General features: G+C 71.2%; 17 protein-coding genes. 6 read left to right on the forward strand and 11 right to left on the reverse strand.

Features of this window, described 5'->3' with window-relative positions:
* Positions 1-472: 472 nt before the first annotated feature.
* The 3 genes from ACWDAS_RS35495 (at position 473) to ACWDAS_RS35505 (ending at position 4,343) form a co-directional block, all read left to right on the forward strand.
* Positions 473-865: a hypothetical protein gene (locus ACWDAS_RS35495; RefSeq protein WP_450399071.1), complete on the forward strand. Its 393-nt coding sequence runs from the start codon at positions 473-475 to the stop codon at positions 863-865.
* A gap of 89 nt (positions 866-954) precedes the next feature.
* On the forward strand, positions 955-3,195 hold the full coding sequence (locus tag ACWDAS_RS35500; RefSeq protein WP_450399073.1) for a DUF6571 family protein: 2,241 nt from the start codon (positions 955-957) through the stop codon (positions 3,193-3,195).
* A gap of 86 nt (positions 3,196-3,281) precedes the next feature.
* On the forward strand, positions 3,282-4,343 hold the full coding sequence (locus ACWDAS_RS35505) for a hypothetical protein (RefSeq protein ID WP_450399076.1): 1,062 nt from the start codon (positions 3,282-3,284) through the stop codon (positions 4,341-4,343).
* A gap of 110 nt (positions 4,344-4,453) precedes the next feature.
* Here ACWDAS_RS35505 and ACWDAS_RS35510 read toward each other — a convergent pair whose 3' ends face one another.
* The 11 genes from ACWDAS_RS35510 to eccB form a co-directional block, all read right to left on the reverse strand.
* Positions 4,454-5,035: a hypothetical protein gene (locus ACWDAS_RS35510; protein WP_450399078.1), complete on the reverse strand. Its 582-nt coding sequence runs from the start codon at positions 5,033-5,035 to the stop codon at positions 4,454-4,456.
* 34 nt (positions 5,036-5,069) lie between these two features.
* Positions 5,070-5,768, reverse strand: coding sequence for a hypothetical protein (locus tag ACWDAS_RS35515; RefSeq protein ID WP_450399080.1), 699 nt, complete (start codon positions 5,766-5,768; stop codon positions 5,070-5,072).
* Complete coding sequence (locus ACWDAS_RS35520; RefSeq protein ID WP_450399083.1) at positions 5,765-7,045, reverse strand: putative T7SS-secreted protein; 1,281 nt, start codon at positions 7,043-7,045, stop codon at positions 5,765-5,767. Before ACWDAS_RS35520 ends, ACWDAS_RS35515 begins: the two co-directional genes overlap by 4 nt.
* Complete coding sequence (locus ACWDAS_RS35525) at positions 7,045-7,374, reverse strand: hypothetical protein (RefSeq protein ID WP_450399086.1); 330 nt, start codon at positions 7,372-7,374, stop codon at positions 7,045-7,047. The genes ACWDAS_RS35520 and ACWDAS_RS35525 overlap by 1 nt, the downstream gene beginning before the upstream one ends.
* A gap of 293 nt (positions 7,375-7,667) precedes the next feature.
* Positions 7,668-9,047, reverse strand: a complete 1,380-nt coding sequence (locus ACWDAS_RS35530) for a S8 family serine peptidase (protein ID WP_450399088.1) — start codon at positions 9,045-9,047, stop codon at positions 7,668-7,670.
* An 87-nt stretch (positions 9,048-9,134) separates the two neighbouring features.
* Positions 9,135-10,601, reverse strand: a complete 1,467-nt coding sequence (locus ACWDAS_RS35535; RefSeq protein ID WP_450399091.1) for a hypothetical protein — start codon at positions 10,599-10,601, stop codon at positions 9,135-9,137.
* A gap of 77 nt (positions 10,602-10,678) precedes the next feature.
* Positions 10,679-11,002 carry a hypothetical protein gene (locus ACWDAS_RS35540; RefSeq protein ID WP_450399094.1) on the reverse strand — a complete coding sequence of 108 codons (324 nt, stop codon included), beginning with the start codon at positions 11,000-11,002 and terminating at the stop codon, positions 10,679-10,681.
* 22 nt (positions 11,003-11,024) lie between these two features.
* A complete protein-coding gene (gene mycP, locus ACWDAS_RS35545; RefSeq protein WP_450399097.1) occupies positions 11,025-12,311 on the reverse strand; it encodes a type VII secretion-associated serine protease mycosin in 1,287 nt (428 codons plus the stop codon).
* A gap of 129 nt (positions 12,312-12,440) precedes the next feature.
* Positions 12,441-12,731, reverse strand: a complete 291-nt coding sequence (locus ACWDAS_RS35550) for a WXG100 family type VII secretion target (protein WP_450399099.1) — start codon at positions 12,729-12,731, stop codon at positions 12,441-12,443.
* Positions 12,732-12,805: 74 nt separating this feature from the next.
* Positions 12,806-13,132: a WXG100 family type VII secretion target gene (locus tag ACWDAS_RS35555; protein WP_450399102.1), complete on the reverse strand. Its 327-nt coding sequence runs from the start codon at positions 13,130-13,132 to the stop codon at positions 12,806-12,808.
* 228 nt (positions 13,133-13,360) lie between these two features.
* Entirely contained in the window at positions 13,361-14,893 is a 1,533-nt protein-coding gene (eccB, locus tag ACWDAS_RS35560; protein WP_450399104.1) for a type VII secretion protein EccB, read from the reverse strand.
* A 265-nt stretch (positions 14,894-15,158) separates the two neighbouring features.
* Here eccB and eccE point away from each other — a divergent pair, with 265 nt between their 5' ends.
* From eccE to ACWDAS_RS35575, 3 genes are all read left to right on the forward strand, one after another.
* Entirely contained in the window at positions 15,159-16,496 is a 1,338-nt protein-coding gene (gene eccE / locus ACWDAS_RS35565; RefSeq protein ID WP_450399105.1) for a type VII secretion protein EccE, read from the forward strand.
* Positions 16,496-17,344 (forward strand): hypothetical protein, encoded by an 849-nt coding sequence (locus ACWDAS_RS35570; protein WP_450399108.1) that lies wholly within the window; start codon positions 16,496-16,498, stop codon positions 17,342-17,344. The genes eccE and ACWDAS_RS35570 overlap by 1 nt, the downstream gene beginning before the upstream one ends.
* 301 nt (positions 17,345-17,645) lie before the next feature.
* Positions 17,646-20,276 (forward strand): SCO5717 family growth-regulating ATPase, encoded by a 2,631-nt coding sequence (locus tag ACWDAS_RS35575; protein WP_450399110.1) that lies wholly within the window; start codon positions 17,646-17,648, stop codon positions 20,274-20,276.
* The last annotated feature ends 26 nt before the right edge of the window (positions 20,277-20,302 follow it).

Here is a 20,302-nt window from a genome sequence, read left to right on the forward strand (position 1 = left end):
AGCCGGCTCGCCGCCTCCCGCAGGGCGTCCCGGCTGTCGCCCGCGTACTTCGGCAGGTCGCCGGCCTTCTCCGCGAAGGCGCCGGCCGCCGCGACCTCCCAGGTCCTGCCGCCCTTGCGGCTTCCCGTCAGCGTCGTGTACGCGTCGTCCGGCCCCGTCGCCGCCCGGGCGCGCCCCGCCGGGCGACGCACGAGGGGTGCCGCCCGGATCCGGATCTGTGAGGATGCCGTGGGTGTGACGAGACGGCGCGCCGGGCGAGCGGCAAGATCCGGTATCTTCGGGCGGGATTGGCATGTCCTCGCTTAAGTGATGGAGCGGCGCCCCGAAAGGCAAGCGCCGCCGGGCCGTCCGGGTGGAGCACACGACTCCGCACGTCAGGGACGGACCGGCATGCCGGGATTGTTGTCAACGGGGATGGGACACAGGGATGAGCACTCCCTTCGACGGGTCACAGGGCGGCGGAGGCACACGGATGCGGTTGAACTCCGTGCCCGCCGATCCGGGCGGCGGCGGGACTTCGGCCGGGACGACCAAGGTCGACACACAGCGTCTGGACGAGGCCGCCAACGCCCTGGTCGAACTGCGCGGTGACACCGAGAACGTCGACAACAAGGCCGACGAGGACACCGTCGGCTCCGTCATGGGCCTCAACAAGCACACCGCCCCCGGCCCGGCCGAGGGTGGTTCCTGGGCCACCGCGGGCTCCCTCATGAGCATGGACGTCCGCTGGGGCGACCAGGTCCTCAACCTCAAGCGCATGCTCCAGGACATCAGCGACAAGCTCCACACCAGCTCGGGCCACTACACCCGCGCCGAGCAGGAGGAGCAGGCCCGGCAGGCCTCGATCCACACCCCCTTCGGCTGAGCCGGGGACCCGGGACGCCCGGGAGAGATCACAAGGCCCGACCGGAACCGACACCCGTCCACGGGGACGGGACAGGAGCTGACCCACGCATGGTGTCCATCCCCTACCTCGACAAGGCCGACCTCGGCCCGCTCGCCGACGCGGCCGCCTCCTGGGGCGCGCTGCCCGCGAAGTACGAGGCCCTCCAGCGCGAGTTCGAGCAGCGCGTCATCAACCACCTCAAGGGCCACTGGGAGGGCGACGCCGCGACGTCGGCCTTCGCCACCATGGACAGGGCCCGCACGGAGTACCAGAACGCCGCCACCGAGGCCGGCCGTACGGCCAAGCTGCTGCGCGACGCCCACACCGAGTTCGCCACGTACCAGAAGCAGCTGCACGCCCTCCTGGACGAGGCCCGCAACGACAGCTTCCACGTCTCCGAGGACGGCGCGATCAAGGACGTCGACACCCGGTGGAACAGCCCGACCGCCTCCGCCTCCCCCGGCTTCGCCGCGGAGCGCAAGGAGAAGCTGGACTCGCTCTCGTCCCGGCTGAAGCACGTCCTCGAACAGGCCACCGCCGCCGACGAGGCGGCGAGCGCGGCCCTCGAGCGCGACGCGAACGGCGACAGCGGGTCGTTCAACACCAGCGTCTACACCACCCTGGACGCCGTCGAGGCCGACCAGGCGTCCGCGCTGATGAAGAAGAAGGGGCGGCTGACCGACGCCGAGATCACCAAGCTCGACCAACTGCTCGCGGCGAACAAGAACGACCCCGAGTTCTCCCGGCAGTTCGCGGTCAAGACCGGCGCCGAGAACATGCTGGACAAGTACAACCAGCTGGTCACCCCGCCCGCGGGGACGCAGCTGTCCAAGAGCGAACTGGCCCGGCTCAAGGACATCCAGAAGAACCTGGGCACCACCATGGGGACGGCCACCACGTCCGACGACCGCGCGGCACACCCCGACCCGGCCATCACCAAGTTCCAGAACGACCTGCTCGAGGCGGGCCGGCGCGACTTCAACGCCAACCCCACCGAGACCCCGTACGGCCTCAGCGGCTACCAGCTCACCAGCAGCCTGATGAGCCACGGCAAGTGGGACAAGGACTTCCTCCAGGAGTACGGCGACGACCTGATCACCGCCGACAGGAACGGCGCCAACGGGGGCCAGAACCCGGACGCCTACTGGACCGGCAACATGACGCGTTCCCTGGGGCCCACGAACATCGGCGCGCTCGACCCCATGACGGGCTTCATGGACGCCCTGGGCCACAACCCGGAGGCGTCCACCGAGTTCCTCACCTCCGAGTCGGAGGTCAACGGCGAGAAGGTCGACCACCTCGACTACCTGATGAAGGACCGCCACTGGCCCGAGGGCGCCGGGTTCACCGGGGACTCCAAGAACCCCAGCGGCTACAACAACCTCGGGCACGCCCTGGAGTCGGCGACCACGGGACACCCGTACGACACCGGGCCCTCGGCGGACGCGCCCGGGCACAACCCCAAGCAGGCCCAGCTCATGCAGGAGGTCGTCCGTTCCGTCTCCCAGGACTCCGAGCTGGCCCATGACGGCATGCAGGACAGCCTCGGACGGATGGCCGGCGAGTACATGCCGGACATCCACCAGTCCCTGACGAACGACCGTTCGGGGAACAGGGACCAGTTCTATCCGATCGCCGGCACCTCGGCGAACCTGAGCGAGCAGGACACCTCCCGCTTCCTCATGACCGTCGGCAAGGACCCGGACGGCTACGCGGCGATCAACGTCGCCGAGAGCGCGTACACCTCCAACCTCATCGACTACCACCTGCAGCACCCCGACGCCTTCGCCGGATCCACGGACACCGCGCTGAGGGAGATCGCCAGGTCGTCCGGCGAAGTGCAGGGGAGCATCGCGATCGGCAGGCGGGAGTCGGACATCGGCGACGCGGTGGAGGCCGACAAGGCGTACAACGACGCCATGGGGCGCGCGGGCGGCTACGCGTCGGGGATCGTGGGCACCGGCATCGGCGTCGGCACGTCCTTCATCGCCACACCGGCCGTCGGCGCGGGCGTCGGCGGCGTCGCGACCACGGTCACCGGGGACCTCATCAACCAGATCGTCAGCGGCAGCGAGCGGGACACCATGGGCAACGCGGTGTACTCCAGCGGCGCGGACTGGGAGGACGCCAAGTACTCCACCGCGGCCGTCCTCCAGGACGCCTACCGGAACTCGGCGGAGGCCCAGGGGCAGGGGCAGGTCGCCGACTACCAGAACATCCTGGCCAACGAGGTCGAGGTCGGATTCCACTCCGCCGACAGCAACCTGGACGGCTACGGCCAGGACAAGAGGGGAACGGGACAGGGCTGACCGACGGAGCCCGGGGGCGGCCGGCGGCCGCCCCCGGCCATGCATGCAGGATCGCCCGGACATCGCGGACACAGGGATTGCGGCACATGAAGAGGGAAGACCGGATGTGGCTCCGGAAGAACGGCAGGCGTCGGCTGATCGTGTCGGCGGTGGTGCTCGCGGCGCTCGGCGCGGGGTACTACGGGTTCCAGTTGCAGTATCCCGCAGCCGAGGCGGGCAGGGCGTGCGGCGGGATGCTGCCGGTCGACTCCGTGCTGGAGCTCACCGGTAAGTCCCGGCTGAGCCTGTTCGGCGGGGGCTTCGACGCCGACAGCCGGCAGTTCGACGTGTCCGACGACGTGAAGGAGCCCGCCGGGCTCGCGGTGCGGTGCGACGTCGGCGGCGTCGCGATATCCATCGAGACGACGGCCGGCGCACACAACGCCTACGGCGCCTACACCTTCCAGCGCGACCAGGAGTCCCTGCCCGTGCCCCTGGACGCGGGCTGGCAGGGCTTCATGGTCACCGAGGAGGACGACGCCACCGCATCCGTGCTGCTCGGCTGCGAGAACTGGGCGCCGGACAAGGGCAGCGGGATTCTCGTGGCGGGCCAGTCCCCGTCGGGCACCGAGGTGACCGAGGACGTGCGCCTCGCCCTCGCCCGCACCGTCACGGCGACGGCACGGCGCGCGGCGGACAGGACCGGATGCTCGACGCGCCCGGGGGACGCGAACAGGCTCACGGCCCCGGCGGCGTCCGCGACGACGGTGCCGGCCGCCGAGGCCAAGGGGACCTGCAAGGGGCTGACCTCCGCGGCCGAGGTACGCGAGACTCCCGCGCAGACCTCGCCGGTCGAGGAGTGCGTGCTCGCCGGGCACCTGCAACTGGCCGCCGCGTACGGCCCCTTCAACGACAACTCCGAGGCCGTCGCGAACGGCAGGTACGGCGGGCACGACAAACCCTCGGGCGCCGACGGTACGTCGGTGTGGACCTCGGCCACCTGCCAGGGCGCCCTGGGCATCGGCTACTACCACGCGTCGGCGGTCGAGGGGAGCAACCGCGACTTCACCTCGAAGCCGCTCACCGCGACCGAGCGGGCCGATCTGCGCCGCTTCGCAGAGCAGTCGGCCGCCCGGCACGGGTGCGGCGGCCCGGCGAGGCTCACATGACGGCCCTGGGGGCCGAGTCGGTGACGGAGAAGGACAGGGGCGGAAGCCCGACGTACCGGTAGGTGCCGGAGTTGACGGGATCCGCCTCCGGGTACGGGCGGGTCCCGCCGCTAACGGTTCGACGCCCGCCTCTTGATGCCCGCCCGACCCGCCCGGGCGATGCGCTCCGCCCCGGCAGCCCGGCGTTCGGGCGCCAGGCCGTCCCAGTCCCGGGGCTGCATGAAGAGCAGCGTCCCCGAGGCCGGCACGACGGCCGCGCCGCCGAAGAGGTCGTCGCCCGCGAACCACACGCCGTCCTCGATGCCTTCCGGCCACCCGGGGCGCGCCACGGCCTGGCCCGTCTTCATCGTGGGAGACAGGCCCTCGCCCCTTCCGCCCATCCGGACGAAAAGCGTCGACGGCCCCTGCAAGTGGGTCTTCTCCACCGGAGCCCGGAACTCGAGGGGGTACTCCCGGAAGGTCCTCGAGCACTTCCGCAGCAGGGAAAGGCGCGCCCAGGCGAGCAGCAGCGTGATCGCGAGGCCGAGGAATCCGAGGATGGCGACCGGCAGCAGATAGCCGGTCCTGGTGAAGAAGATCTGCAGCCACAAAGGTGCGAAAATCGCGAACCACTTGGCGAAGCGCTTCAGTGCGGTCGTGCGCTGACGTCGCACGATCTCCCTGACGTCCGTCCCGCCGGCCGCGCCGGTCACTGGGGAAACCTTGTCCATTGCCTTCTCTCCGCACTCATCCGAAGGGGCTGCGCGCGTCCGCAGCGGGGTCTGCAGGCGGTTCGGAACCGCGCCCGTCCGACGCGGCCGGGTCAGTGAAGGAGACCGTGCCCGCGGTGCCGAGGAGCACACGCCGGTAGTCGTCGGCGAGATCCACCGACGCGGTGACCAGCTGGACGGCGATGACGGACGACGATCGTACGTCCGGTATGGCCACCGTCCCCTGCCAGACGGTTCCCTGCCGGGGTCCTGCCTCGCCCTCCGGCGGACGGCCCGGTGCGGTCGTCCTGCGCACCGACTCGGTCAGGAAGCCGGAGCCGGCCGGGAGTTCGACCGCACGGACGCCCTCGCCGATGCCGTTCCCCGCCCCGGTGCCCAGCATCATGGCCAGAACCCGCTTGGGATTCGTTCCCGGCATCGGAACGCTGGAGACGGTGAGCACGGACAGCGACGGGTCGCCCCGGTGATCCGGGTGCAGCCCCATGGCCCATCCTTGCACTCGCTGCCGCTGCAGCATCAACGCGACGGCCGCGTACAGACGGAAGACCTGATCGGCTCGGTCGCGGTACTCGGCGGGAAGCTCACGGATCCGTCGCGCCGCCTCCGCGAGGCCGTCGGGAGACGGCCGGATGTCCAGCGGACGGTATCCGTGCGGCAGCCCGTACCAGAACGCGGGCGCGGCTTCGGTGATCTGGTCGTCAAGGGTCTGGTTCACAGTCGAATCCCGCTGATGAGTTCGCCGAGATCGGTCACGAGATCGCCGGCCACGGCCTTCGCCCCGGCCCCCGCCGCCACGGCCTTGGTGGCCTCGGAGGCATCGTGGCCCGGGCCGTCGTCAGGGAACACCCCGAGGCTTTCCATCGACGAAGCGGCGTTGGCGGCCACGTTGATGCCGTTCAGCGCGTAGTCGAGCGTCTTGGCGCTGGTGGCGGCGTCGAGCGCCTTGAACGTGAAGGCCGGCATGATCTCGCTGGTGAAGGCGCTCGCCTTCGCCCCCAGCGACAGTGCCTCCCCGCCCTCCCGGGCGACCGCCGCGGCGAGGCCCGCCTCGCTGCCCGCCCGGGCGAGGACACCCACTCCGGGCACCATGCCGAGGGTGTCACCGGCGACGGAGGCCCAGGCCGTCACCCCCTCCTTCCACCCGTGCTCGCCCCACAGCGAATCCCGGAAGTCCTCGCTCGACAGGTTCTTGCCCAGCGAGGCCGCGCTGGCGACGATCGCGATCCCCGCGAAGAGCGGAGCCAGCGGGGTGGGGAACAGCGCCAGCAGGCCGGCGATGGCCCCGATCGTCCCGGCGTGCTCCAAGAGGAACTCGCCCGCCGCCTTGAGGCCCTCACCGATGGCGTCGAGGGTCTTGTCGAACCAGCCCGGCTCCTTCGGAGCCAGTTTGTCGTCCGCCTCGTCGAGCTTTCCGGCGATGACGTCCGCCCGGCCGCCGTGCTCCCTCTCCAACTCCTGCGCCTTGGCGATGACGTCGTCGTACGCGGCATTGGCCTTGTTCAGGTGGGTCGTCGCTTCGTTCAGCGACCGCTCGGCCGCGCGCAGCCGCGCAGTCGCGGCATCGGCCTCCTCCTGGCTGGGGAACTGCTGTCCCGCGAGCTTCAGGTCCGGGTCGGCGGCGGCCTCGTCGTACCGCTTCCTCGCCTGGTCGGCCGCGGCCTTCTTCTCCCCCGCCGCGTCGTCGTACTTCCTCGCGAGGTCGCGGTACGACGTCAGGTCGCCCTGCCAGGTCTCCAGCCAGACGGCCGCCTTCTCCAGCGAATGGGCGGCGTTCTTCATGTACAGCGGAAGGTCCCCGTCGAGGGCGTCGCGGAAGGCGTCCGCCGCGTCCCCCTCCCAGTGGTCGCTCTCTCCGAGCAGTCGCTCGATCTGCCGGTGCGAGTCGTTCAGCGCGGTGGCCGCCGCCCTCACCTTCAGTTGCAGGGCGGAGACCTCGTCGGGGATGCCGGGCACCGGGTTCCAGCCGAGGTGCGGATAGGGGTTCGCAGCCATCAGATCCCACCGCCACCGCCGGCCGGGGCCGTCTGGGCCGCAATCTTCTTGAGGGCCTGTTCCAGGTTGTCCTCAAGCTCCTCGTAGCTCAGCTTGTTCGCCTTCACTCCCTCGCCGATGGTTCCGATCATCTCGCTGAGCTGCTCGGTCCCGTACTTCCAGCGTCCCTGGAAGACGTCGCACGCCTCGTCCAGGCGTGCCGTCCCCACCTGATCGGCGCGCACGTGCGCCAGCGCTTCGCGCGCCTCCTTCAGATCCGTTACGGACTGCTGCAGCGCGGCGACGAACCGGCCCAGTTGGTCGATGTCCGTCTTGAAGTGATCCCCCATGAATTGACCTCAACTTTTCGTGTGTGTCATGGATGTGCCGTGACGACCGCGCAGGTGGGAACGGATTTCCGCGGGTTGCTCCGCCGCCCCCGGTCTGCGTGCCCCGCGTCACGCCGGGACGGGACGTCTACGCGTCCGGGGCGCCTGGGCCGGCCACCGCCCCGGACGGCTGGTACGGGTTGCCGCCCCGCCCCCGGGTACGCCGCACCCACCTGGGAGACGACGACGAGCCCGACGAGACCGACCCCGGCGAGGACTCCGCCGCGACGGGAGAGATCGCCCTCAGGTCCGCACTACTGGTTCGACCACTGCCCCGGCGTCTGGGGCTGCTGGTACGGGTTGCCGCCCTGCGGGTACTGCTGCTGCGGCGGACCGTACGCGGGCTGCCGGCCGTACTGCGGATGCCCGGCCCCGTAACCGCCCGGCCCACCGGGGCCGGCGGGGCCCCCGGGGCCGCCCGGTCCGCCGCCGTTGCCGCCCTTGTTACGGCGGGCGATCTTGACGATCACGAAGACGATCAGGGCGAGCACCAGCAGCCCCACCAGGCCGATCACGCTGAGCGCGATGACCTGCTTGCGGTCGGCGGCCGCCTGCTCCTCGTCGCTCATGCCGCCCCCCGTGACGTTCGGCGCGGAGGACGAGGGGGTGTCCGTCGCGCCCGTGCCGTCACCGCTCTGCCCGGTCTTCAGCGACTCCGGCACGGCGAGCGGCCCGTACGTCGACCCGGCCGGGATGTCCCGGGTGAGGGCGGCGAGGGGCTGGATGAAGCCGTAGCCGTAGCGCTTGTCCGGGAGGGCCAGGCCCTTCTCGGACGGCGGCAGACCGGCGGACTTGGTCAGCCGGTTGACGATCTGACCGGCGGTCAGGTCCGGGAACTTCGCCCGCAGGAGCGCGGCCGCGGCGGAGACGAAGGCCGTGGAGTCGGACGTGCCGGTGCCCGACCTGTACGCCGCATTGTCTTTCCCGCCGGCGCCGACGATGAACGTCGCGGGAGCAGAAAGTAGAACCTGGGGCCCATAGTTGGAGTTCTCCCAGATCTCCCCATTGTTCTTGACGCCGCCCACGGCCACCGCACCGGGGTAACTCGCCGGATAACCCGCCGTCGTGGCATCGTTACCCGAACCGGCGACTACCAAGACGTCTTTCTTCAGCGCATAGGCGACGGCGTCTGCTTCGGCATCACGCGGAGAGGGGCCTTCGGACGAGATATTGATCACAGAGGCGCCGTGGTCCACAGCGTATCGGATCGACGACGCAAAGCCGTCGGCATCCTGACCGTCATCACGAATATCGAGAATCTTGGCTTGGGGAGCGAGTCCCATGACACCGTCGGATGCACCCGGACCATGACCATGAGCTGCAATGACGGAGGCCATCGCAGTGCCGTGGTCATCGTCGGCTTCTGGAGAGGTGGACCCCCCGTCGATGAAGTCCTTGCCCTTGATCACATTCCCCTTGAGGTCTATGTGACTGGCGTTGACCCCGGCGTCGATGACAGCAACGGTGACGCCTTTGCCCTTTGAGATCTTCCAGATGGAATCGGCGTCGAATGCCTTCAGCGGCCACTGGTCTTCTCTTGTCTGATCCGCTGAGGCAACCGGTGCAGCGGCGAAGATCAGCGCACCCGCGAGAACAACGCCGCCCACTGAGCGCAGCGTCCGTGTGAAGGCCATCCCAAGTCCTCTCCCAGGCAGTGTGGGGGCTGCGGCTTCGCCGGCCGCGCCCCCACACTGTTCTACATGCTGTCGCGTACCGGTCGGCTACTCGATGACTCGAGGGGCGTTGTTGCGCTCGGGGGTCCAGGTCTCCTCGTCCTCGACCAGGTAGTCGGGACGCTCGCCGTCGCGCCGCTCTTCCTCTTCCGTGCGATCGGACTGGCCGCGGCCCATCATGCGGTTCGAGCCCTTGCCGGTGTTGCCGCCGCCTCCGGCGCCCGCGGCACCGCGGCTCCTGTGCAGGCCCGAGCCGCCCGGCGTACCGCGCGTGCCCGATCCGGTGCCCTTGGCGGCGCCGACGACGCCTCCACCGCGACGCGCGAGACTCGCCCCGCGACCGGCGCCGGCACCGCCCTTGCCACCCGCTCCGGCGCCCATTCCGCCGGCACCGGGCATGCCGCCACGGCCCGCGGCACCGGCGCGACCGGCACCGCCCGCGCCGCTGCCGCCCGCCATGCCACCGCGTCCGGTGAGGCCGCCCAGGGCACCCGGGACACTGGCGCCGCCACCGACACCGGCGGTGCCACCGGCCCCGACGCCGCCGGCCCCGCCGACGCCGCCGCCGATGCCGGACGTGCCGCCGCCGTAGCCGCCCGCGCCGGACGTACCACCGGCGATGCCGTCGATGGCCGTGCCGATCTGCGGCTTGCCGCCCCCCGTGGGCTTCTGTACCCCGCCGGAGATGCCCGATTCGCGGGGCGACTTCACCTCACGGCTCGGCGTGACGGGGCCCGTGGTGCCCCCCGTCGCCCCGCGGCTCGAGCTGCCCGGTTGAGGGCTGCCGACCTCTGCCGGAATCGGCATGGGCACGGGGGCGACGCCGCCCGGGTCGCCCGGGTAGTCGTCGTTCTCGTCCACGTGTCCCCGAGGGGCCGGCTTCTTCGTCCACGACCCCATCGTCATCGACTGCGCGTTGTACCCCGCGCCGAGCTGCTCCATCTTCACAGCCATCTCGAGCTGCGCTTCCTTGCCCGCCGACAGCGAGCCGCGGTTGCGGTCCAGCGCGGACTGCGTGTCCATGCCGCTGTTGAGGTCCGCGTGCAGCTTCTCGTCGCTGCGGTCGAACCCGTCGCCGAGGGCGTCGCCCCAACTGGACAGCGTCCCGGGCTTCTCCATCGCGTCGACCTGCGGCTTGATCGTCTTCAGGATGGAGGCCGCGTTGGTCATCGCCTGCGAGGTGTACTTGGCGTACGTGGAGCAGTCGGTGATCATCTTGGTGATGATCTTTGCCTGGGCGGCGAAGCCGTCGGCGGCCCCGCCCTCCCAGTGCTGGGTGATGTGCTCGACCGCGGCGTCGAAGACCGCCTTGGCGCTGCCGGTCCCCACCACGAGCTGGTCGTGCACCTGCAGCCACCCCTTGGCGCAGGACTCGACCTCCACGTGGTCGGCGTTGGCGAGCATGGCCTTCATCTGGTCCATGTCCTTGGCGCCGGCGAAGTTCGTGCTGTGCTCACCGGCGTAGCACTGGGTCGGGGCGTTGTACTCGTAGTACGTCCCCTCGGTGTCAGTCATTGTGCGTTACCCCCTTGGCGACCGGCACGACGTTCTTCACTGCCCTCACTGTGGCCCTTGCTCCGCGCATGGCCCGCTCAGCCCTGCCCGGAGCCGGACATGCCGCCCTGCGCGTCGTATTCGGCGTCCGAATAGTGGCCGTGCACCTTCTTCGTCTTGTCGCCGAAGTCGTTCATGACACGGTGGATGTAGGTGACGACCGCCTCGATGTGCGTCTTCATGTCCTCGTGCGCACGGGCCAGTTTGTCGGCCTCTTCGAATCCGGCGCCGAGTGCGCCGGGCGGCAGATAGGTGTCGTTCTTGGCGCAGACATTGGCCACACCCAGCTGGCTGATGACGCCGTTGAGCTTGGTGATCGTGTCCTCAAGCTCACTCAGATCGACCTTGTACTGGTCACTCATCGTGTCGCTTCCCCGTTCCTACTCATGTGTTGATCCCTCGCTTGCGACGCCAGTCGCCCAGCACCACGCCGCCGCCCACCAGCAGCGCGACGCCGCCGACCGCGCCGCCCACCGCGTAGACGGCGTAGCGCTCGGTGCGTTCCTGGGGGCTCTCGCCGAGGATGACGGTCGCCGCCTCGATCTTCTCGCGGCCGCCGGTGTCGGCGACGGGGTCCGGCGTGGGGGCGTCCTTCGGGGCGGTGGCGTCGTCGTTGACGGCGGCCACGGGGTCGATGACGCCCCAGCCGACGAAGATGTCGCGGCCCGGCTTGCCGCGGTCGGCGGTCTGCTCGATCTGGGTGATGACCTGGCGGTAGCTCCAGTCCGGGTGCTTGGCCCGGATGAGGGCGGCGACGCCGGAGACGTACGGCGCGGAGAAGCTGGTGCCCTGATCGATGCAGTGCCCGCCGTACGGGACGGTGGAGACCATGTCGACGCCGGGGGCGGCGACGCCGACGAAGGGGCCGGGCTGGGAGAAGTTGGCGCGGGCGTTGTCGCGGTCGGAGGCACCGACCGCCAGGACGCCGTCGTAGGAGGCGGGATAGGTCCGCTTGACCTGGCCGTCGGCGCCGTCGTTGCCTGCGGAGGCGACGATCAGCGCGCCGCGCTTCTGGGCGTACTTGACGGCCCGCTCCAGCTCCGAGTTGGGCGGCATCGGCGTGGCGGTGTCCTGCGAGATGTTGATGACCTTGGCGCCCGCGTCGGCCGCGTACTCGATCGCCTCGATCATCGTCTTCACGGTGCCGCCGCCCTGGTTGTCGTTCTGCCGGATGGCGAGGATCGACGCGCGGGGGGCGATACCGACGAAGCCCGTGTCCTTGGAGGGGCGGGCGGCGATGATGCCGGCCACCTTGGTGCCGTGGCCCACCGGGTCCTTGGTGCCGTCGCCCTTGACCTTGCCCTTCTCGATGAAGTCCGTGCCGCCGGGGAACTTGTCGGCGCCGGAGGAGATCGGGCCCTTGATGGCCTGGGCGAGCTGCTTGTTGTTGCGGTCGACGCCGGTGTCGATGACGGCGACGAGGACTCCGAGCCCCTGGGTGTCCTTCCACAACTGGTCGAGCACGATGCGCTGCAACGACCAGGGCGTCCCCTTGATCACGTCGGACGGGAAGGAGCACTGGGTGTCGTCGATCTGGAAACGCCCGGTGTCGCCGTCGTCGGCGAGGACCGTGCGTACGTCACCGACGGCCGGCGCCGGGGCGATACCGGAGGCCGGCAGGCCGAAGGCGGCGAGCGCCGCGGCTGCGGCGATTGCGGCGGTGCGCCTCACGGCGTGCGATCCCACTGGTGTTCCGTCCTCCCGTTGTGTGCGGTTCGTGGCAAACCGCCGACGAGGGCGAGCACGTACGTCTCCCGTACACGCCCGCCCTCATCACGAATTACGCGGCCAGGCGCGCAATCAGCCCCAGATCTGCTTGTTCTTGCTCTCGGTGGCCTGGTAGTTCTGCGCGGCCGTGTCGAGGGCACGGGCGATGGCCTCCAGCGTCTGGTGCATGGACGCGGCGCGCTGGTCCCACTCGGTCTGCTTGGCGCGGTAGGCCTCCTGCGCGGAGCCCTCCCAGGTGGTGGCGATCTTCTTCACGCCGGCCTCGAGGTCGTCCAGCTGGCGCTTGATGTTGTTGGCCGTCGTACGGACGTCGCTCGCGGCCTGGGAGATGGTCTGGAAATTGACCAGGATCTGCCCGGACATGTGATGTCTCCTCAGATGTTGGACTCGGACGGGTCATCCGGCGGACGCGGCGTCAGATCACCGCGCGGGGCCGGTCATCCGAACGGGTTGCCACCCTGGGCCGAGATGCTCTGGATGGACGCGCGCTGCTCCTCCTCGGAGGCGGAGTAGTTCTTGGTGCTCGCGTCGACGGCTTCCTTGATGTCGCCCAGGATCTGGTTGATCTTGTTGGCGTCCTCGTTCACCTGCGTCTGCAGGTTGTTGTACGCCGTGGCGGCGGAGCCCTTCCAGCCGGAGGTGATCGTGTCGATCACGGTCTGGAGGCGGCGGATCTCGCCCTGGATCGAGGAGTTGACCGTGGAGATGCGGTTGCTGAATGCAACCATCTCCTCCTCGGTCATGGTGAACTGCTGTCCAGCCATGTGTGGCGTCCCCCATGAGACGTAGAAGATCGGATTCGACGCACATCGGAAGATGTTGTCGGTCTTCAACTCTAGCCAATAGCGGTGACAAGGCGAACAGGTACCCGGTTCCGTATCGGGATCCTGACCTTCATCACCAAACCCTCACGTTGCCAAGGGCGTTGATGATATGGCCAATGGTTTGTCAAATTCTCAAACAATTCCCGTGGAGGTCCCCGGAAAGCCAGTTCAGGACCCCTGCGCCTGCTTCGCCGCGTCGACGTCGAGCGTCGGTCCGTTGGCGAGCAGGTCCGACCAGATCCGCGGCACCGGCACCGGGGAGTTCTTCGCGTAACCCAGCTTGGTCTGCACGACGCCCACCGCGTCGTCCTGCTTGGCGGCGCCACCGCTGTCGCTGTCGCCGGTCGTCGGCACCGAGTAGCGCAGGCCGGTGTCGGTGACCAGGAAGATGGACCCGATGCGCTTGTCGGTACCGTCGTACGCCTTGTAGAACAGGCCGCTACCGGGCGAGACGTAGGTGTTCGTACCGCTCTGCGCCACGTCCCGGGGGAACTTCTTACCGGCCCACATGGTCATCGCCGGCTTCTTGGTGAGCTTGTCGTCCCCGCCGCTGTACACGCTGCAGGCGACCCGCCGGCCGTCCTTGTCGTCCTGGGTGTTGGCCTGCTTGACCGCCTTCTCGGGCCAGCCCAGATCGTCCATGAATGTCTCGCTGGCCTGCGCCGAGGTGACTTCGCCCACGTTGACGGAGACCGGTTCCGGTGATCCGTCGTAAAGGGACTGCGCCTGGGGGCTGTTCAGCAGCAGCCTCGCCATGAAGCCGGTGACGCGGACGACCCGGTCCCTCTCCACCACGTACTGGTCGTTGTTGGCCCGCAGGACCAGGCCGACCTTCGCGTGCTCGGGGCTCAGGCCCGGTGCCGCGGAGGTCTCGCCCATCCCGTCGACCGGCGGGAAGGTGATGGCCGCGCCCGGCACGTTGTTCAGCGTCGAGAGGAAGTCGGCGTCGACCTTCTGCGGCTGGGCGGAGGCGCCGAAGATGACCTGGCGCAGCGTGTTGACCAGCCCGGGCTGCTGCTTCCAGTCGGGCCCGCCGAGCAGATAGGTGAAGCCCTTGTCGGTCACCAGGTACTGGGCACCGCCCGGCACCTCGATGTACATGGCCTCGTCGTCGCGGAGCCGGTTCGCGCCCCCGACGAGCGCCGCCTCCTTGGGCTTCTGCTGGTTGATGACGAAGACCGCGCGCTGCGCCGACTGATCCGTGCCGCCACCCGGGGTCTCGCACAGCGCCCAGGTCTTCGCCTTGCCGGCGTCGCTCTCACCGGGCAGCCGGTCGGGGGCGTAGGGGATGCCGATGGTGGTGCCGAGCGTCATGCCGCTGTTGTCCAGCACCGATTCCTTGACCTTGATGACCTCGAACTTCTCCGGATCCAGGAGCAGTCGGGCGGAGGCGAGGTTGAGCACCGGGTGCAGCTGCGGCTCGCCGTTGGTCTTCAGGACGACGTAACGGGTGGTGGACTCGTCGCCGACGATGACCTTCTGGGCGGGAGTGTCCCAGCCCTGGGGCGCGGAGGGCTTCAATATGCCCCAGAAGCCGAAGCCGACGACGACCAGCAGGCCCACGACGAGACTCGGGGCGACGGTCTTCAGCGGACGCGGGGCGGCTTCCTCGGAACCGTGCGGGGACGGCTGGAGAAACGCGGCCACCGTGCGCTTGCGCGCGAACGAGTAGGCGTTCAGCTCATCCCTACGTGTCGCCATTCCTGCGTCAACTCCCCGTATGTCTCTGCTTTGTTGTGGCGCCCCCCGCCCGGACGTGCCGCCGCGCCGAGGGCTGTGGCGGGTGGGACCCCTACTATGCCGTGTGACGATCGCACCGTACGGTACGGGGTAGCTCGATCGGCCCGCCAGCGGCGCCCGGGGCGCCCCGTCGCGGCCACGGCGAGCGGACGCGAGCGAGCGACACGGCGCCGGAGGCCGCCCACGCGGCACACGTACCAGCAGAAGCAGAAGGGTTGTACGGGGGATGACCACCGCGACCAGGTCCGGGCGCAGGCCCGGGAACGAGCCATCGCAGCAGTACTCCGGACCGCCCCCGGGCGGGCAGGGCGGCTCCCCCGCGGCGCGGGCCGGGGCCGCGGCGCCGGTGATGACCCGGCGGCCGGGGAGCATAGGCCCTGTGCGCGTGCAGCAACTCGTGCTGATCGAGCTGGCACTCGCACTTCTGCTGGGCGGCTGGCTGATCCACAAGGTGGCCGGGCCGATCGTGGCCGCGGTCATCGCCGTGCCGCTCGTGCTGTTCGGCCTGCTGCGGCGGCGCGGCCGCCCGATGCCGGAGTGGATGGCCACCGCCCGCGCCCTGAAGACCCGTCAGCGGCGCAACGCCGTCGCCGTCCCGCAGGGCACTGACCCTGGTTTCGTGCCGGCCGTGGAGTGCGACCCGGCGCTGCGCACATACGGGTACACCGACGAGCGCGAGCAGCGTGAGATCGGCATGGTCGGTGACGGGACCTTCCTGACGGCCGTCGTCCAGGTGCAGGCGGTGGACGAGCCGCTGCGCCCGGCCCGCGGTGTCCGCTCGCTCCCCCTGGACCTGCTGAACGGCCTGCTCACGGTCGACGACATCCGGCTCGCGTCGGTCCAGGTCGTCCAGCACACGCAGCCCGCCCCCGCGCCGCACCTGCCTCCGCAGGCGGTGGCCGCGCGCTCCTACGCACCGCTGCAGGCGCAGAGCCGGACGCCGGGGCTGCGGCTCACCTGGATCGCGCTCAAGCTCGACCCCGAACTGTGCCCGGAAGCGGTGAAGGCACGCGGCGGCGGCATGGCCGGTGCGCGGCGCGCCCTGCTGCGGGCCGCGGACCACCTGACCAGCCGGCTGGTGGGCGCCGGGCTCGAGGCACGTGTGCTGACCGAGCCGGAGATCATCGCCGCCGTGGCGACCTCCAGTTGTGTGAACCCGCTCGCGACGACGGGCGGCGCCGCCCTCGACGGCAGCCGCCAGGCGCGCCGCACCTCGGAGAGCGCGCGGGCGTGGCGCTGCGACGACCGCTGGCACACCACGTACTGGGTCAGCCGCTGGCCGCAGTTGGGCGCGGGCGCCACGGCGCTGCCCGACCTGGTGGGGCTGCTGACCTCCTCGCCCGCGCTGGCCAGCACCTTCTCGCTGGTCCTCACGCCGGGCGGCAGCCGCTCTTCGCTGCTGTCCGGCTACGTTCGGCTGACCGGTCGCAGCGAGAACGAACTGGTCGAGGCGCGCCGCCAGTTGGAACGTCGTGCGACCGCGTCCCGGCTGGGCCTGGTGCGGCTGGACCGTGAGCAGGTGCCCGGCATTCTCGCCACGCTGCCCCTGGGAGGTACCCGCTGATGTCGGCCCCGACCGTTCCCTTCGGCGGGCAGCGCCCCGGCGCCGGCTCCGGTTTCCCCGGCGGCGCCGAGCCGCGCCCCTCGCACCTCCCGCACGGCGCCGACCCGCGCGGCGGCTCCGGCACCGGCACGGGTGCCGGGCGGCGCACGCTGCGTGCCGCGTTCGGGCTGCTCGGCCCGCGCCGTGACCGGCACACCCTCGCGCCCGGGCAACTGACCGGGCTGTCCCTGCCGATCGGTGACGACGGTGTCGTCATCGGGATCGACGCCGCGAACCAGCCCGCCGTCCTGGCGCTGAGCCGCCCGGCCCGGCTCGACGTGGTGCTGGTCGGCAGCATGTGGCTGGCGCAGGTGCTGTCGCTGCGCGCGGCCGCGACCGGTGCCCGGGTCGCGGTGGAGACCGCGCGTCCCCAGTCGTGGGCGCCGATGGCGCAGGCGGCGGGCGGCGGCCAGCAGTGCGTGACGGTGCACGAGGTGGGGCGGATCGCCCCGCAAGGGCCGTCGGTGCACAGCCCGGTGGTCATCGTCCGCGACTGCGGCGCGCGTCCGCCGCGCAGCCGGGTCGCGGCGCAGTCCTGGCAGTCGGTCATGACGCTGCTGCCGTATCTCGGGCCGACCGCGCCGCGGTTGCTCGCCGGCGACGACGTGGTGGGGCTGCAGCGCGTCTCCCCCCAGGAGGCCGAGATCATCGGCCAGATCATGGGGCTGCCGGAGGCGGACGTGACCGCGCTGCCGACGCTCAGCGACAACGTGACGATGTGGTGCACGCGCAAGCACCGCCAGTACGTCATGACGCAGCCGACGGACGCGGAGTCCGGCCTTCTCGGCCCGGCCCGGCGCGTGGACTAGCGGTCCCGCACGGTCTCGTGCCGCGGCGGTTTCCGCGCCGCGGCACGGGGCATGGGGGCACAGGGGCCCCGGGAATCCTCAGCGGTCGCGTCAACTCACCGATGGCACGGCCCCCGTGCGGGGCAAAACGGGCATCACGGCGGCGTGCCGGTCGTGACGTCAATGGCGCTTGCCCTAGCAGCGGGCCGGGTGATTAGGCTCTTCCGGTGAGCCGCGGCGGCTGTGCCGCGGGAACTCCGTACGGGGGAATCGCGTCCGCTCCGACGGACCGGGCGCGTACATCAGTTGACCAGGAGGCACAGTGAGCAGCGATCAGGACGACATCCGCACGGGCGGGGCCGTCCCGGACGGGGATCAGTCCGACGCGGACCTCACGGGCGAGTTCCAGATCGACTACGCTCCGCCGTCCTGGTACACGCAGCAGGCGGGGGGCGGTTCGGCGGTGACGCCCCCGCCGCCCACGCCGTCCGCTCCCCCGGCTCCCGGTCCCGCCGTGAATCCGCCGCCGCCCGTCGGTCCGCCGATCGCCATGGCCCCCGAGACGGCACACCCGCCGCAGCAGCCGCAGGCGTCGCAGCCCGTGGCGGCGGAGCCGCAGGCCGAGCAGCCACCCGTTCCCGCCCCCACGACGGCCCCCGACTTCCCGCCCCTGCGCCCCGCGGAGGAACCGCCCGCCCCCGCTCAGCCGCAGGCCGCGCCGGTGGTACCCGACGCCGCCCGTGAGGCCGCCGCGGCGGCGGTCTTCGCCGACGCCGGGCCCGCCCGACCGGAGGAACCGCGGCCCGCGGAACCGCAGTCCGCGGAGGCGCCCGCTCCGGTGGCCGCCGAGGTCACGCCCGCGCCCGCCGAGCCGGCTGCCGGGGCGCAGCCTGTGCCGCAGGCCGAGGAGACCCCCGAGGCGGAGACCGGGCCCGCCCCCGAGCCGCAGCCGGAACTCCGGCCACAGCCTGAGCCGCCCGTCGCCCCGCAGCCGGAGGCCGGGCCGGTCGCACCCGCGCCGGTGTCCCCGCCGCCCGCCCCGGCACCGCAGTCCCAGGTGCCGCCGCTGCCGCCGGAGTACCAGCCGGCCCCCGCGCACGAGGAGCCGCAGCCGCCGGCGCCGGTGTCGCCGCCCCCGCCGCCGCAGACCATGCCGCAGGCGGGATACGGGTATCCCCAGCCCCCCGACCAGGGCGCGCCGTGGGGTGACGCGAACGCGCCCGCACCTCAGCCTCAGCCTCAGCAGCCGTACGGCTACGGCTACCCCCTGCCGGCCCCGCCGCCGCACGGCTACGGCTACCCGCAGCCGAACCAGGGCGCCCCCTGGGGCGACCCCAACGCGCAGCAGCAGCCGCCCCAGCCCCCGGTCCAGCCCCAGCCCCAGCCGCCGTATCCGCAGCAGGGGTACGGCTACCCGCAGCCCGGACCGTACGCACAGCCCCCGATGCCGCCCTACGCGCAGACGCCCCAGCAGCAGCCCCCGGCTCCCGCGCCCGCGCCCGGCCCACAGCAGGGGCAGCCGCCGATGCCTCCGCACGCCGACCCCAACTCCCCGTACCCGCAGCAGGGATACGGCTACCCGCAGCCCGGGCCGCACGCCCAGCCCCAGCCGCCGCAACAGCCGCAGCCCCAGCCCCCGGTCCAGCCGCAGCCCCAGCAACAGCAGCCGCCGGCCCCGCCCGTGGACCCGCGCACGGCCGCCGGCTGGGGTGGCCCCGGTCCCGGGCAGGAGCAGCAGCAGCGGGTCATGCACGGCGCCCCGCTCGGCTACAACGCCGCGGTGGAGCTGTCCTCCGACCGTCTGCTGCGCCAGCAGCCGAAGGCGCGCAAGAACAACAACCAGCCGTCGCGCTTCAAGATCGGCGCGAAGAAGGAGGAGCAGGAGCGCCAGCGCAAGCTGGACCTGATCCGCACCCCGGTGCTGTCCTGCTACCGGATCGCGGTGATCAGCCTCAAGGGCGGCGTCGGCAAGACCACGACGACCACCGCCCTGGGCTCCACGCTCGCGTCCGAACGCCAGGACAAGATCCTCGCCATCGACGCCAACCCGGACGCCGGCACCCTCGGGCGCCGGGTGCGCCGCGAGACCGGCGCGACGATCCGGGACCTGGTCCAGGCGCTGCCGCACCTCAACAGCTACATGGACATCCGCCGCTTCACCTCGCAGGCGCCCTCGGGGCTGGAGATCATCGCCAACGACGTGGACCCGGCCGTCTCCACGACCTTCAACGACCAGGACTACCGCCGCGCGGTGGCCCTGCTCGGCCAGCAGTACCCGATCATCCTCACCGACTCCGGCACCGGTCTGCTCTACAGCGCCATGCGCGGGGTGCTCGACCTGGCCGATCAGCTGATCATCATCTCCACCCCGTCGGTGGACGGTGCCAGCAGCGCCAGCACGACCCTCGACTGGCTCGGTGCCCACGGCTACGCCGACCTCGTCCAGCGCAGCCTCACCGTGATCTCCGGAGTCCGAGAGACCGGGAAGATGATCAAGGTGGACGACATCGTCGCGCACTTCGAGACCCGCTGCCGCGGCGTCGTGGTGGTGCCCTTCGACGAACACCTCGCCGCCGGCGCCGAGGTCGACCTCGACATGATGCGGCCGAAGACCCGGGAGGCGTACTTCCACCTGGCGTCGCTGGTCGCCGAGGACTTCGTCCGCGCCCAGCAGGCCCAGGGCGTCTACCCGCCGCCGCAGGGCGGCTACCCGCCCCAGCAGGGTCAGCAGCCGTACCCGCCGCAGCAGCAGATGCCCCCGCAGCAGGGCGGGTACCCGCCGCAGCAGCACCAGCCGTACGAGCAGCCGGCCCCGCCGCCCCCGCCCGCGCAGGGCGGCGTGCCCCAGGGCTGGTCCCAGCAGCCGCCCCCGCCACCGCAGCAGGGACAGCCCGGACCTCAGCAGCCCCCGGCACCGGGGCAGATCCCGCCCGGGTGGACCCAGCAGCAGTGACGAGAAGGGCCCGTCCCGCCATCGCG

The organism is Streptomyces sp. NPDC001070, assembly GCF_053598835.1.